The organism is Micromonospora sp. CA-246542, from assembly GCF_050942905.1.
Classification (GTDB): domain Bacteria; phylum Actinomycetota; class Actinomycetes; order Mycobacteriales; family Micromonosporaceae; genus Micromonospora.
This window is the reverse complement of the sequence record NZ_CP192040.1, coordinates 22,826-36,462: the sequence shown is the minus strand read 5'-3', so window position 1 is coordinate 36,462 and position 13,637 is coordinate 22,826. Positions and strand designations below refer to the sequence as shown.

The 13,637-nt window shown below is 71.5% G+C and carries 16 protein-coding genes; 6 read left to right on the top strand and 10 right to left on the bottom strand.

Annotated elements, in window-relative coordinates:
• Positions 1–73 precede the first annotated feature (73 nt).
• From ACQP0N_RS00195 to ACQP0N_RS00185, 3 genes are all read right to left on the bottom strand, one after another.
• A complete protein-coding gene (locus tag ACQP0N_RS00195; RefSeq protein ID WP_433116608.1) occupies positions 74–976 on the bottom strand; it encodes a sulfurtransferase in 903 nt (300 codons plus the stop codon).
• A gap of 87 nt (positions 977–1,063) precedes the next feature.
• Positions 1,064–1,510 (bottom strand): imidazolonepropionase-like domain-containing protein, encoded by a 447-nt coding sequence (locus tag ACQP0N_RS00190; RefSeq protein WP_433116607.1) that lies wholly within the window; start codon positions 1,508–1,510, stop codon positions 1,064–1,066.
• Positions 1,511–1,513: 3 nt separating this feature from the next.
• Positions 1,514–2,281, bottom strand: coding sequence for an SGNH/GDSL hydrolase family protein (locus tag ACQP0N_RS00185; RefSeq protein WP_355048786.1), 768 nt, complete (start codon positions 2,279–2,281; stop codon positions 1,514–1,516).
• 460 nt (positions 2,282–2,741) lie between these two features.
• Here ACQP0N_RS00185 and ACQP0N_RS00180 point away from each other — a divergent pair, with 460 nt between their 5' ends.
• The gene (locus tag ACQP0N_RS00180; RefSeq protein ID WP_396803576.1) at positions 2,742–3,791 is read left to right on the top strand and encodes a transporter substrate-binding domain-containing protein; all 1,050 of its coding nucleotides are present in this window, start codon (positions 2,742–2,744) and stop codon (positions 3,789–3,791) included.
• Positions 3,755–4,852: a hypothetical protein gene (locus tag ACQP0N_RS00175; RefSeq protein ID WP_433116604.1), complete on the top strand. Its 1,098-nt coding sequence runs from the start codon at positions 3,755–3,757 to the stop codon at positions 4,850–4,852. The genes ACQP0N_RS00180 and ACQP0N_RS00175 overlap by 37 nt, the downstream gene beginning before the upstream one ends.
• A gap of 113 nt (positions 4,853–4,965) precedes the next feature.
• Here ACQP0N_RS00175 and ACQP0N_RS00170 read toward each other — a convergent pair whose 3' ends face one another.
• Together ACQP0N_RS00170 and ACQP0N_RS00165 are read right to left on the bottom strand one after the other, a co-directional pair.
• Positions 4,966–6,135 carry a TolB family protein gene (locus ACQP0N_RS00170; RefSeq protein WP_433116602.1) on the bottom strand — a complete coding sequence of 390 codons (1,170 nt, stop codon included), beginning with the start codon at positions 6,133–6,135 and terminating at the stop codon, positions 4,966–4,968.
• A complete protein-coding gene (locus ACQP0N_RS00165; RefSeq protein WP_433116600.1) occupies positions 6,132–6,662 on the bottom strand; it encodes a SigE family RNA polymerase sigma factor in 531 nt (176 codons plus the stop codon). The genes ACQP0N_RS00170 and ACQP0N_RS00165 overlap by 4 nt, the downstream gene beginning before the upstream one ends.
• A 182-nt stretch (positions 6,663–6,844) precedes the next feature.
• On the opposite strand from ACQP0N_RS00165, the gene ACQP0N_RS00160 reads away from it, so the two are divergent.
• Genes ACQP0N_RS00160 through ACQP0N_RS00145 form a run of 4 tightly spaced genes read left to right on the top strand, consistent with a single transcriptional unit; the run spans position 6,845 to position 10,216 of the window.
• On the top strand, positions 6,845–8,614 hold the full coding sequence (locus ACQP0N_RS00160) for a proline--tRNA ligase (RefSeq protein WP_433116598.1): 1,770 nt from the start codon (positions 6,845–6,847) through the stop codon (positions 8,612–8,614).
• Positions 8,615–8,670: 56 nt separating this feature from the next.
• Positions 8,671–9,096 carry a CBS domain-containing protein gene (locus tag ACQP0N_RS00155; RefSeq protein WP_355048549.1) on the top strand — a complete coding sequence of 142 codons (426 nt, stop codon included), beginning with the start codon at positions 8,671–8,673 and terminating at the stop codon, positions 9,094–9,096.
• 29 nt (positions 9,097–9,125) lie between these two features.
• A complete protein-coding gene (locus ACQP0N_RS00150; protein WP_357392216.1) occupies positions 9,126–9,554 on the top strand; it encodes a SufE family protein in 429 nt (142 codons plus the stop codon).
• Between the two features lie 20 nt (positions 9,555–9,574).
• Complete coding sequence (locus ACQP0N_RS00145; RefSeq protein ID WP_433116596.1) at positions 9,575–10,216, top strand: DsbA family oxidoreductase; 642 nt, start codon at positions 9,575–9,577, stop codon at positions 10,214–10,216.
• 36 nt (positions 10,217–10,252) lie between these two features.
• Here the strand turns inward: ACQP0N_RS00145 and ACQP0N_RS00140 are convergent, their stop codons facing one another.
• The 5 genes from ACQP0N_RS00140 to ACQP0N_RS00120 form a co-directional block, all read right to left on the bottom strand.
• Complete coding sequence (locus ACQP0N_RS00140; RefSeq protein WP_357129854.1) at positions 10,253–10,801, bottom strand: YbaK/EbsC family protein; 549 nt, start codon at positions 10,799–10,801, stop codon at positions 10,253–10,255.
• An 83-nt stretch (positions 10,802–10,884) separates the two neighbouring features.
• Positions 10,885–11,079 carry a hypothetical protein gene (locus ACQP0N_RS00135; RefSeq protein ID WP_433116594.1) on the bottom strand — a complete coding sequence of 65 codons (195 nt, stop codon included), beginning with the start codon at positions 11,077–11,079 and terminating at the stop codon, positions 10,885–10,887.
• Between the two features lie 82 nt (positions 11,080–11,161).
• A complete protein-coding gene (locus ACQP0N_RS00130) occupies positions 11,162–11,815 on the bottom strand; it encodes a GAP family protein (RefSeq protein WP_433116592.1) in 654 nt (217 codons plus the stop codon).
• Between the two features lie 51 nt (positions 11,816–11,866).
• A complete protein-coding gene (locus ACQP0N_RS00125) occupies positions 11,867–13,255 on the bottom strand; it encodes an MFS transporter (protein WP_433116590.1) in 1,389 nt (462 codons plus the stop codon).
• 59 nt (positions 13,256–13,314) lie between these two features.
• The gene (locus tag ACQP0N_RS00120; protein WP_433116588.1) at positions 13,315–13,575 is read right to left on the bottom strand and encodes a hypothetical protein; all 261 of its coding nucleotides are present in this window, start codon (positions 13,573–13,575) and stop codon (positions 13,315–13,317) included.
• Between the last annotated feature and the right edge of the window lie 62 nt (positions 13,576–13,637).

Here is a 13,637-nt window from a genome sequence, read left to right as displayed (position 1 = left end):
CGCCCGGCTGAGGCGCGGTGCGCTGGAGCTGGCCGGCTGGGCCTCGGGGGGCCCAGCCGGTCGATCCCGCGTCTCAGGCGGCGATGCCGCCGGGCTGGTCGCCCTTCACCACCGGCGCCCGGACCAGGTTGCCCCACTCTGTCCACGAGCCGTCGTAGTTGCGCACCTGCGGGTAGCCGAGCAGGTGCCGCAGCACGAACCAGGTGTGGCTGGACCGCTCGCCGATCCGGCAGTACGCGATCACGTCGTCGTCCGGGCTGAGCCCGAGCTGGTCAGCGTAGATCGCCTTCAGCTCGTCGGCGGACTTGAACGTCCCGTCCTCGTTCGCGGCGGACTTCCACGGCTTGTTGACCGCGCCCGGGATGTGCCCGCCCCGCAACGCGCCCTCCTGCGGGTAGTCCGGCATGTGCAGCATCTCGCCGGTGTACTCGCCCGGGGACCGGACGTCGACCAGCGGCCGACCCACCGCGATGTGGGCCATCACCTGCTCGCGGAACGCGCGCAGCGGCGCGTCGTCCCGCAGCGGCACCGGGTAGTCGGCGCGGGGCCGGGCCGGCTTGTCGCGGGTCAGCTCGCGCCCCTCGGCGACCCACTTCTGCCGGCCGCCGTCGAGCAGCCGCACGTCGACGTGGCCGAAGAGCGAGAAGACCCAGAGGGCGTACGCGGCCCACCAGTTGAAGTTGTCGCCGTAGAAGACGACGGTGTCGCCCCGACCGATACCCTTCGCGGCGCACATCTCGGCGAAGCTGGTCGCGTCGAGGTAGTCCCGGGTGACCTGGTCGTTCAGGTCGAGGTGCCAGTCGACCTTGACGGCGCCGGGGATGTGACCGGATTCGTAGAGCAGGACGTCCTCGTCGGACTCGATCACGACGAGGCCCTCGTCGCCCAGGTGCTCGGCCAGCCAGTCGGTGGTGACCAGCCGCCGTGGGTCGGCGTACGACTGGAGGCGGGGATCAGGATCGTTCGGCACAGACATGAGCCCCAAGGTACGCCGCGACACCGCCGGGCGGCCCGCCATCGGGGATCGGGGGGGTCACGGGTGTCGCAGCTAACGCTGCCGCGTTCAGGCGCGTCGGTGCACGATCCGGCCGGCGACCACGGTCGCGAGGCAGGTTCCGTCGACGTCGTGCACCGACAGGTCCGCCCGACCACCGATCACCAGGGTCGGTGCCACCGGCCCGGCCAGCACCAGCAGGTCACTGCGGTCGACGGCGCCCCGTAGGGCCGGATCGACGAGCTGGTCGACCAGCACCGCCGTCACTCCGGTACGCAGCAGCGCGTGCACCCGCTCACGCGGGGTGGGTGCGGCCGGCAGCGGGCCGTCGTGCAGCAGGCCCGGACCGAGGACTCCGGCCCAGCGGCGGATCCGCACCTCCGGGTACGCCTCGGTCAGCTCGGCCAGCGGGCCGACCGCCTCGACGCGGTCGCCGACGACCAGCACTGCGTGCTCCGGCACCGGCTCGCCGTCCCGTTCGCGGCGCAGCAGCGGCGCGGTGTGCAACGTGCGCACGGTTCAGTCGACGATCGGCCCGAGTAGCGGGCGCTTCGCGGTCACCGTGTCACCGGATGACCGGCCGGTGAGCCGCCGCTTGATCCACGGGGCCAGGTACTGCCCGGCCCAGCGCAGGTCGGACGCACGCGCGGCGAGCCACGGCGACGGCGCCGGGTGCGGCGGGACCAGCAGCCACTCCTCGTCACAGCCCACGCCGAGCGCGTTCAACACCTGTCCGGCGACCCGCCGGTGACCGGCCGGGGAGAGGTGCAGCCGGTCGGTGCTCCACAGCATCGGGTTGAGGAACGTGTCGTCGGCGTACAGGTCGACCAGGATCGCTCCGTGCCGCTCGGCGGTCTCGCCGACCGCCTGGTTGAGCAGTTGCACCCGGGGAGCGACGAGACGCTGGCCGGGCAGGCGTGCCATCACGTCCGCGAATCGGAAGAGCAGCACGTCCGCGCCGCCGGAGCGGAGTTGCCGAACGACATCGTCGAAGCGGGAGACCAGCGTCTCCGGGTCGAAGGTGCGGCGCAGCACGTCGTTGCCGCCGGCCGCGAAGCTGATCAGGTCGGGCTTCATCGCCACCGCCGAGGGCACCTGCTCGGCGACCACGCTCGGGAAGAGCCGGCCCCGGATGGCCAGGTTCGCGTACCGGAAGTCGGGGCCCGCCTCGGCGGCGAGCCGGGTCGCCACCAGGTCGGCCCACCCCCGGAAGGTGCCATCCGGGTACGCGTCGTCCATACCCTCGGTGAAGCTGTCCCCGACCGCGACAAAACTGCGCCAGCGCACCCGCGCCCCCCTCACGCCACCGTTGCCTGCGGCGACCAGTCTTTCACCGCAGGCGCGTCGGCCGGTGCCCCGATCGGCCGACGTGGCGGAGGTCATGCGCCCGCCTTGATCGAGGGCCGTGCGCGGGCCCAGCGCCGGGCTCGACCGCCTTGATCGACACGAGGTCGCTGATATGGGGGTATCGAAGTCGAGTTGATACCCCGACTTCGGCGAACTCGTGTCGATCAACCGCAGCGTCGACGATCATCCGGCCAGCTAGGCCGCCCGGACGGTGTCGCCAATCCGCCGGATGTCGGGGTGCCCTCACTCGCACCCAGACCCCACAATGGAGGGCCGGTCACCGGGCCGGGTAGCGGGGAGGGCCTAGTTGAGTCAGGCAAGCGAGCCGAGCCCCGCCGGGCCGGCCCCGGCGGCGGCGGACACATCGTCGCGTACCACACGGACCCGTCAGATCCGACTCGTGGGGCTCGTCGTCGCGCTGGCCGTCCTGGCCGCCGCCCTGGTCCCGATCGTCCTCGCCATGGGTCCGCCGACCCGGGACGAGCTGCTGGAGGACGCTCAACTCAAGGGCAAGCAGCAGCTCATCATCGGGGTGAAGGACGACCAGCCCGGCATCTCACAGCGCCTTCCGAACAACGTCTGGAAGGGCTTCGACGTCGACATCGCGTACATGATCGCGAGCTATCTCGGGTTCGACCACTCGCAGGTGCGTTTCGTGCCGATCGAGAGTGAGGACCGGGCCCGTCGGCAGGCCCAGGACGGCGAGGGTTTCGTGACCGTCGACCTGGTCATCGCCTCGTACAGCATCAACGACAAGCGCCGAGAGGAGGGCGCGGTCTTCTCGGCCGCGTACCTGCACACCGAACAGTCGGTGGTGACGTTGAAGGACTTCAAGGGCCAGGTGAGCAGCCTGGAGGATCTGCGTGGGCTGACCGTCTGCTCGCTGACCACCTCGACGTCCATCCAGCGCCTCGCCGAGGCCGGTGCCACGCCGGTGGGCCGGAACCGGATCAGCGAGTGCATCCAGGAGATGTACGACGGCAAGGTGCAGGCGGTCACCACCGACGCGGCGATCCTCGCCGGCTTCGTCACCGGCGACCAGCCGGGCGACGACGGTCAGCGGTTCACCGTGACCCTCAAGAACGTCAAACCGCTGCGGCACTGGGACATCGGCTCGTCGCCGCAGGAGCGGTGGGGCGTCAACACCGGCCCCAACAAGGCCCTGCTCGACCTGGTCGACCTGGCTCTCTACGAGTCGGCCAAGGACGAGGACAACTCGGCCTGGGAGAACGCGTTCAACGCCAACCTCCGATGGCAGCAGGGGTACAACCTCCCGCAGCCGGTCGCGGAACAGCAGCAACCCGATCCGAGGAAGGTGGAGGTGCGACAGTGGCCGTGGGAGAGGATCGCACTGCCGCCCCCGGCGCACCCCGGGTCGTCACCGGTTCACACTGGGCCGTTCGCCCGCGTCGGATGGCGGGGGCGCGGCAGGCGCAACAGTGGCTGCTGACCCTCCTACCCGCCTTCCCCGTCCTCCTACTGGTGCTGCGGCTCTGGCAGCTCAGCCAGCAGGACATGTCCACGATGCTGCTGCTGGTCCAGTACGTCAGCCCGCTCGGCCTGCTCAGTGCCCTGTTGATCGCTCTGGTGTGGGCGTTCCCCGTCGTCGTGCTCACCTTCGGCGTCCTCGGTCGACTGCTCCGGCTCAGCGCCCCTGACCGGTTCGACCCGGAACGCTCGCTACTGGCCTCGGGAACGGCACGTACCCCGGGATGGGTGATCAGCGCGGCGGTCGCGCTGGCGGCGCTCACCTGGCAGCTCCGCTTCCTGCCGTCGCTGCTGATGCTCGGCCTCTGGCTGCTGGCGCTGCGCACCCGCTACCTGCACCCGGATCAGCCGACCCGCATCCTGTTCGTCAGCGTGGCCCTGCCACTGGCGGCGGCGGTCCTGGCGTACAGCGTGCTCGGACCGGCGATCTGGACGGCGTACCGGGAGGGCGAGCTGTCCACCGCCGCCCTGCTGGCGGTGCCGCCCGCCGCCACCCTGCTGCTCACCGGCCCGATTCCCGGATGGATCGCCCCCACGCTGACGCACGGCCTGGCGTTCACGGTCGCCGCCGTGCTCCCCGTGGTGATGGGCGCGGTCTTCCTTCGGGTGCCGCTGCTGCCCACCGCCGCGGTCGAGGTGCTCCCGAAGCACACCACTGAGACGGCGACCCCGAGCGCGAGCCCGACGTCCGCGACCCCGGCCTCGACGTCTCCGGCGGCGAGCGACGGCACGGCGGCCCGCGACGGTACGGCCGAGGGCGGCCGGGAGGTGGTGCTCGGGGCGCTCATCACGGTCACCGACACGTCGACGATCGTGCTGGACCGCACGGCCGCCGTGCGGTTCCTGCCCAACGACTGGGTCGAGTCGCAGGTCCTGTGCCCCCAGGCGGCGGCGGTGCCGTACAGCCTCGTGTCGGTGGGCGGTTGGCCGGTGGAGGAGACCGCACTGGACTGGATGATGCCGCGCCGGCCCGTGGCCGACCCGGACATCCGATGCGAGGGCCGCCTTCCCGGCGCGGAATGACAGCGCGGAGAGGCAGTTCACCAGCCGTGATCAACGCCGTGGCGACGACCGTCACGCAGACCTCGAAGGGGCGGGCCACCCGAAGATGACCCGCCCCCTTCCCGCGCCCGTCGTCAGTTCACGACGGCGAGGATCCGAATGTCCTTCAGGCTGGCCGGTTCGGCGGTCTCGGCAATCTTCTTGCCGCTCTCGTCCACCAACAGCACGGCGTACCCGCTGCCGGACTGGACCCGCACGACCATCGAACCGTCAGTCCGGAAATACACCTGCCGCGACTTGCGGCCCTCGAGTGGCAGTCGGATCTCCTCGCCCGTTCGGGTATCGCGCACCACGCCGACGTTCCCGTACTCGCTGCTGGGGTCGGGTTGGTACAGGGCGACGCGATCGCCATTCGGAGAGAGGCTGGTGACGTCCCCATTCCGCCAGGTGCCCGTCGGGCCCAGCCCCGGCATGTCCCGCTTCCGGTTGCCGCTGCTGTCGAAGAGCGTCACACCACCATCGGTGTTGATCATCGCGATGACCTCGCCGTCGGGCGACCAACGAGCACCACATCCCGTGTCCTTGTTGGCCCACCAGCGCACGGTCTTCTCGGGTGACTGCGTGTCCAGCACCCCGACCCGGCCAGGCCCAACCGTCGGATCCCACTCGCGGAACAGCAGGTACCGCCCATCCGGCGACCAGACCGGGTTGACGCAGGTCTGCTCGACCTCCTTGCGCATCTGCTGCCTGTCTGAGCCGTCGACGTTGGCCGTGTAGAGGTTGGTACTGCCGTCGGCGTCGAGCTGCACCCAGGCAACCCGGTGCCCGTTCGGCGAGATGCTCGCGCGGATCAACGCCGCCGGGTCCGGCAGAGCCGCCAGCCGCACCACACTGTCCCCGGGGCGCCAGGACCGTAGATTCGCGTTCCTGGCGTCGACCCCCGAGGGACGGCCGTAGAAGATCTTCCCGAACTGGACGGCCGGGGCGTTCGTGCCGGAACCGTTGCTGGGCGGCGGGCTGCCGGGGGCCTCGACACTGACTGACGGGGTCGGGGAGGGCGACCGCGTCGGCGCTGCGGTGACCGACGGGGCGTCCGCGGGCAGCGGGTTCGGGGACTGGTCCGGCCGGATGGCGAACGCGGTGCCGGCCGCCGCCGCGATCAGCACCAGAGCAGCGGCCGAGGTGACCACCGCGCGCTGGATGCCGAGCCGGCGGGACGTGCGCAGCGTACGGTCCCGCAGGTCGACCGAGGTGACCTCGTCGGCCAGGGCGGCCAGGTCGAGCCGGAGGCGCTCGTCGTTCATCGGTTGCTTCCTTCCAGGACGTACTGCTCGGCGAGCTCGGGTGCCACGGCGCGCAACCTGGCCAGGGACTTGGCGGTCTGGCTCTTCACGGTGCCGACCGTGACACCGAGCAGGTCGGCGGCCTCCGCCTCGGTGCGGTCCTCGAAGAACCGCAGCACCAGCACGGCACGTTGTTTCGGGGAGAGCCTCGCCAGCGCCGCCCGCAGGGTGAGTCGCAGGCTGGTCTGGTGTGCGTGGTCGGAGGTCGAGCCGCCTCCGCGTGGCTCGGGCAGGTCGCCCGGCATCGACTCGGGTATCCGACGGCGGCGCCACCAGGACACCTGCAGGTGGTACATGGTCTTGCGGGTGTACGCCTCAGCGTTGCCACTGTGGTGCAGGCGGCTCCAGGAGCGGTGGGTGCGGGCCAGCGCCGACTGGACGAGATCCTCGGCCAGGTGCTGGTCGCCGGTGAGCAGGTAGGCCGAGCGCAACAGCGCCGGGGTACGGGTACGGACGAACGAGTCGAACTCACTCAGCAGAGGGTCCACACGTGCCGATCCTTGGGGTAGTGGTGCGGGAGAGACATGATGCTTCTCCAGACGTCGCCGTGGGCAACGGTGGTTGCCGCCCGGACGGGTCAGTTTCGACGACCGCGACGAGACTGCCCGGCCGGCGACGCGCTGGGCGAATTGGGTCGCCTGGGCGATCAGCCCGGCCCTAGGCTGCGCGAATGCTGCTACGCATGTCGACCCTGTTGCTGCGGACCCTGCGCGAGGATCCGGCCGACGCGGAGGTGCCGAGCCATCGGCTGCTGCTGCGCGCCGGGTACATCCGCCGCGCCGCGCCGGGCGGCTACACGTGGCTGCCGCTGGGCAAGCTGGTGCTGGACCGGATCACCGAGGTGGTGCGCGCCGAGTTGAACGCGATCGGCGATCAGGAGGTGCACTTCCCGGCATTGCTGCCCGCCGAGCCTTACCGCACCAGCGGCCGGTGGACGGAGTACGGCGACCTCCTCTTCACCCTCGCCGACCGGCGCGGCGCCGCACACCTGTTGGCGCCCACCCACGAGGAGATGGCGGCGCTGCTGGTGAAGGACGTGTTCACCTCGTACCGGGATTTCCCGGTGACGCTCTACCAGGTGCAGACGAAGTTCCGCGACGAGGCGCGGCCCCGGGCCGGTGTGCTGCGTGGCCGGGAGTTCCTGATGAAGGACGCGTACTCCTTCGACCTGGACGAGGCGGGCCTGCGGGACGCGTACGCCCGGCACCGGGCGGCGTACCAGCGGATCTTCGATCGGCTGGGCCTGGACCACACGGTGGTGCACGCGATGTCCGGCGCGATGGGCGGCTCGGCATCGGAGGAGTTCCTGGCCTCGACGCCGGTCGGCGAGGACACCTTCGTCGGCTGCACCGCCTGCGACTACGCGGCGAACACCGAGGCCGTCGTCACCCGCGTGCCCGCTGCGGGCGATCCCGACACCCAGCCGGCGGCGCGGGTGCACGACACCCCCGAGACCGCGACGATCGCCAGCCTGGTCGAGTTGGCGAACAGCCGGCGGCTGGGCGACCGCGACGACTGGACCGCCGCCGACACCCTGAAGAACGTCGTCCTGACCGTCCGCCAGCCCGGGGCGGACCACGCCGAACCCCTGGTGGTCGGGCTGCCCGGCGACCGGGAGGTCGACCTGAAGCGGCTCGCCGCCGCGCTGGAGCCGGCGCAGGTGACGATCTTTGAGGAGTGGGCCGACCATCCGGAGCTGGTGCGCGGCTACCTCGGCCCGCAGGTGCTCGCCAAGCTGGGCATCCGCTACCTGGTCGATCCCCGGGTGGTGACCGGCTCCGCCTGGCTGACGGGCGCGAACGAGCCGGGTCGGCACGCCACCGACGTGGTCTGCGGCCGGGACTTCACGCCCGACGGCACGATCGAGGCGGCCGAGGTGCGTGCCGGCGACCCCTGCCCCGACTGCGCCGACGGCGAGCTGACCATCCGGCGGGGCATCGAGATCGGGCACATCTTCCAGCTTGGTCGCCGCTACACCGACGCGTTCGCCGTCGACGTGCTCGGGCCGGCCGGCAAGCCGGTCCGACCCACCATGGGCTGCTACGGCATCGGGATCTCCCGGGCGGTCGCGGCCATCGCCGAGCAGCACCACGACGAGCGGGGACTGCGCTGGCCGGCAGCGGTCGCGCCGTGCGACGTACACCTGGTGGTGGCGGGCAAGGGCCCGCAGCTCGACGCGGCGCTGGACCTCGGCGGGCGGCTGGCCGCCGCCGGCCTGCGCGTGCTGGTCGACGACCGCACGCACGTCTCGGCCGGGGTGAAGTTCACCGACGCCGAGCTGATCGGCATCCCGCGCGCCGTCGTGGTCGGCCGCCGTCTGACCGAGGGGTACGTCGAGCTGCGCGAGCGGGCCGGCGATGGGCGGGCGGAACTGCCGGTGGACGCCGCGGTGGAGCGGATCGTCGACGAGGTCGGCCGCGAACGTGCGAACCTGGTGTAGCCACCGCGTCACGGGGTAGTGCAGTCGGATCGGGTAAAGCGTCTTCGGAGGATCTCATGACCGGTTACCGGGTCAGCGACGTGATGACCAAGCAGGTCGTGTACCTGTCGGCGGAGACCACCCTGGACGAGGCGGCCAGGGTGATGAAGGAGGCGGACATCGGCGACGTGGTGGTCACCGACGGCGCCACTCTCGCCGGCATGCTCACCGACCGGGACATCGTCGTCCGGGCGGTCGCCGAGAACGCGTCACCGGCGTCGACCACCATCGGCTCGATCGTCACCCGCGAGGTGGTCATGATCGAGCAGCACTGCACGGCCGGGGAGGCCGCGGCGCTCATGCGGGACCGGGGCATCCGGCGGGTGCTGGTCTGTGACACCGACCGCAAGCTGGTGGGCATCGTCTCGCTCGGTGACCTGGCCATGCAGCTCGACCCGACCAGCGCGTTGAGTGAGATCAGCGAACAGTCGCCGACCACGTGATCCGTCGGCGCCGGCGGTAGCCTCGACTCATGGCTGACATGCCGGCCCGACTGGCCGAGATCGTCGACGAGTTCGCCGCCGCGCCGCGCGACCTGGTGTTGGAGATGCTGCTGGAGTACGCGGACGTCATTCCCGTGCTGCCGGACGACGACACCGCGCGCGAGGGCATGGAGCAGGTGCCCGAGTGCCAGACCGCGTTCTTCCTGCGCGCAACCGTGACGCCGGACGGGGTGGTCGAGACGCTCTTCGACTGCCCGCCGGAGGCGCCGACCACCCGGGCGTTCGCCGGGATCCTCGCCGAGGGGCTGGCCGGCGCGAGCGCCGAGGAGGTGCTGGCGGTTCCGGACGATCTCTACCAGCGGATGGGCCTGGCCCAGGCGATCAGTCCGCTGCGGGTACGCGGGGGCACCGCGATCCTGGGCCGGCTCAAGCGGCAGGTCCGGGAACAACTCGGCTGAACGGGCAGTTGCCACCGATCATGGAGATCGAGATCTACGCGGACGTCGTCTGCCCGTGGTGCTACCTGGGCAAGCGTCGCCTGGACGAGGCACTCGCCCGCTACGACGGCGAGGTGACCGTCCGCTACCGGCCGTTCCAGCTCGACCCGTCGCCGGTGCCCGAACCGCTCCCGGTGGTCGACGCGCTGGCCAACAAGTTCGGTGGCCCCGAGCGGGCGCGACAGATGGTCGAGCGGGTGGTCCAGGTCGCGGCGGGCGACGGACTCCGGCTGGACTACGACCACGCGGTGGCCGCGAACACCTTCGACGCGCACCGGCTGGTCGGCTACGCCGCCGAGCGCGACCGGGCCGCCGAGATGGTCGAGGCCCTGTACCAGGCGCACTTCACGAAGGGTCTCGACATCGGCTCCCGGGAGGTGCTGGCGACGATCGCCGGCTCGATCGGCCTCGACGCCGCCGACGCCCGCCGGTTCCTCGACTCCGACGAGCGGACCGCCGAACTCGCCGCCGACCTGGCCGCCGCGCACGAGCTGGGCATCACGAGCGTGCCGATGTTCGTGCTGGCGGGGAAGTACGCGGTCAGCGGCGCCCAGGAGACGTCCACGCTCCTCGCCGCGCTGGCCGAGGTCGAGCAGCGGGAGGCCGCAGCCGGTCAGGCGTGATGTTTCACGTGCAACGGTATCGACGCTGATGCCTGGTCAGGCCGGCCTGGCCAGGCCTTCCACCACCTGCGCGCCGGGCAGCGCGCCCAACGCCGGCCCGGGCAGCGCGATCTTGCTGTGCCGTACGCCGGACCCGATGATCACGTGCGGGGTGGCGATCACCCGCGCGTCCACCAGGATCGGCCACTGCGCCGGCAGCCCGATCGGGGTGATCCCGCCGTACTCCATGCCGGTCAACTCGACCGCGTCGGTCATCGGGGCGAAGCTCGCCTTGCGGACGTCCAGCGCCCTGCGGGCCACCCCGTTCACGTCGGCCCGCGTGGTCGCCAGCACGATGCAGGCCGCGTAGCGGACCACGCCCTCGCGCTTGCCGGCCACCACGACGCAGTTGGCCGACACGTCCAACCCCACCTCGTACGCGGCACAGAACTCCGCCGTGTCGGCGAGATCGGCGTCGATCGGCGCGACCAGCACGTCGTCGACGTCGACCGGCGCTTCGGCGGGCCACTGGGCGATGGCCTCCGCGACCGGCGGGGCGAGCAGATCCAGGCGGGCGCGGGCCGGTTCGGTCTTCAACGTTCCCATCACGGATGCGATCCTCGCACCCGTGCCGCCGGATCGCCCGTCGACACCGGGCACGTCCCGCGACGCCACCCCCACGTCGCGGCTCAACTGCCCGCGAGGAACGCGTTGTCGCGCATGAACGAGCGGTCGCGGTCGGCCGCCAGTTCCGCTTCACGTCGGGCCCGGGCCCGCTGAAGCTCCAGGTCCTCCAGCGCGTGCCGGACGCCCAGCCGGATCACGCCGTAGAGGAACACGAAACCGAAGACGTAGAGGATCACCGTGGTGACGACAACGAACATGGCGTCACCGTAAGACGAACGTGAACCGGCGCATCTCTCATCTCCGCGCGGTTCCCCCGTACGTGTCCGGGGCACGGCGACCTCACCCCGACTTGAGCAGGTCCAACACCGTGAGCAGCGCGAAGAACGCGATCACGATCTCGTTGACGATCCAGGCGTGCCCCTCGGCCCAGCTCCGCATCCGGGCGAGCACCCGCGCAGCCTTCGACCCGAGCAGCACCAGGGCCAGTAGCGGCACGGCGAGCAGCAGCACGGTGAGCAGCACGAACGGCACCAGGTGCCACCACGGAAGATCGTGCCGGGCCACCGTCGCGCCCACCGTCGCCATGGTGAGGTCGTCGGTCGGCGTCACCACGAAGAGCAGCGCGCCCGTACGCGCCGCCCAGCGCGGATCGGCGTGGCTGACGCTGCCCAGCCATCGTGGCGGCCCGGAGCGGTCGCGGCGTACCCAGATCACCACGGCCATGACCACCAGCAGCGCGAGGACCACCAGGTCGATGGCCGGACCACTGTCGACCTTGCGGGCGGCCGTGCTGGCGTCGTTCGCCAGCCCGCCCAGCACCCGGGCCAGCAACCAGCTCACCGTCACGCCGGCGACCACCACCAGTCCGGCGCCGGCGAGGAAGCCGGACGACGCGGCCCGGGGCCGGTCGGACGAGGCGAGGAAGATCGCCACAACCAGTTGGGTCCCGGCGACCATCACCACGGCCAGCGGCAGGACGGTCAGGAAGCTCATCGCTGCCATCCTGACGCCCGACCGGGACCGATGCGCCGAATCGTCGGTGGATCACCCGCCCGGCCGGGTGCTCCCCGGCACCACCACCCGGCCGGCCAGTAACGCGCCGAGCAACGCCAGACCGGCCGCCACCACGAGCGTCACCAGATAGCTCGACGGGCCGGGCGCGCTCCTCGCAGCCAGGACGGCGCCGGTGAGCGCCAGTACGGTCGCCGCGAAGAGAGAGTCGCCCAGTTGCAGCGACGAGCTGTTGCGGCCCTGTTCACCGGGTGCGGACAGCTCCAACGTGAGCACCGACAACGACGGGTAGAGCAGTCCCATGCCGAGCCCGGCGACCGCCCAGCCCAGCACGGCGACGGCCACCGGCACCTCGGGTCGCACGGCCAGCGCCACCGTCGCCGTACCGGCCGTGATCGCGCACAGGCCGACGCGCGGCAGGCTGGCCCGGGAGGCCGGCACCGGAATTCGGCCCTGTATCCAGGAGCCCACCGACCAGGCCAACGCGCCCACGGTGAGGACCAGCCCGGCGGCGGTCGGCGACAGTCCCCGCTCCCGGGACAGCATCAACGGGATGACCACCTCGGCGCCGACGAACGCTGCCGACGCCAGACCCCGCAGACCGACGACGGTGGGCAGCCCCCGGCCCGCCCGGAGGAACCCGGGTGGCAGCAGGCGCGGAGCGCAGATCACCAGACCGGCCAGGGCGAGCGCGATCACCGTCAGGGCCGCCACGCCACGCTGCTGCCCCCCGATGTGCAACAGTGCGGCGCTCGCGCCCGCCCCGCAGGCCCAACCGATGCGGGCGACCGCGCCGACCGGCGGCCGCGTCCGCACGGTCGCGTCGAGCGACCGCAGGCCCGGCTGGATCAGCAGCACCGCCGGGACGGCCACCGCCGGGACCACGAGAAAGACCCACCGCCAGCCCAGGTACTCGACGATCAGCCCGGCCAGCGCCGGCCCGACCAGCGAGGGTACGACCCACGCCGCCGCGAACGCGGCGAAGATCCGCCGGTGCAGTTCCTCCGGGTACGCCTGCCCGACGATGACGTAGAGCGCGACCGAGAGCAGCCCGGAGCCGAAGCCCTGCACCACCCGGCCGACCACCAGTGCCGTCATCGCCTTCGCCGTACCGGCGATCAGCAGTCCCACCACGAACCAGGCGACGCCATGCCACATCGGTCCCCGCGGTCCCCGCGCGTCGCACCAGATGCCGGAGACGACCATGGCCAGCACACCGGCGGCGAACGGACCGCCGAACGCGATGCCGTACAACGCCAGGCCGTCCAGACTGCGCGCCACGGTCGGCATGGCCGTGCCCACCGCCAGCGCCTCGAAGGCGAGCAGCGACACCAACGCCACGCTGCCGACCGTCATCGCCCGCAGCCGAGACGCGAACAGTCCGGTGGACGTTGGGGCGAGGGTGGTGGTTCGGCTCGACATGCACCGAGCCTGCGACCTCAACCCGGATTCATGTCAACCGGGGCGTGACCCGGCTCTCGTCAGGCTTCCTGGATCGCCTCCCCGAGGCCGCGTACCAGTCCCGAGAAGTGCTGGTCCGCTAGGAGATGCCCGGCGGTGATCACCAGGGCGAGCGGCCACTCGATCACCTGCAACGCGGCCAGGACCCCGAGCCCGGCGTAGTAGGCGACCTTGTCCGGTGGCGGTACGGCCACCTCGCCCAGCAGGGGCAACTCGACCCGCCGGCTGTACATCTGGACGTTCTCGCGTGAACCGTTGAGGTGTCGCGTCAGCGTGCTCATTCCGGCCTCCCCGTGTCCGGTGCTGGTCGTCGAATTCCACCGGCCACCCCGTCCATGCCCAG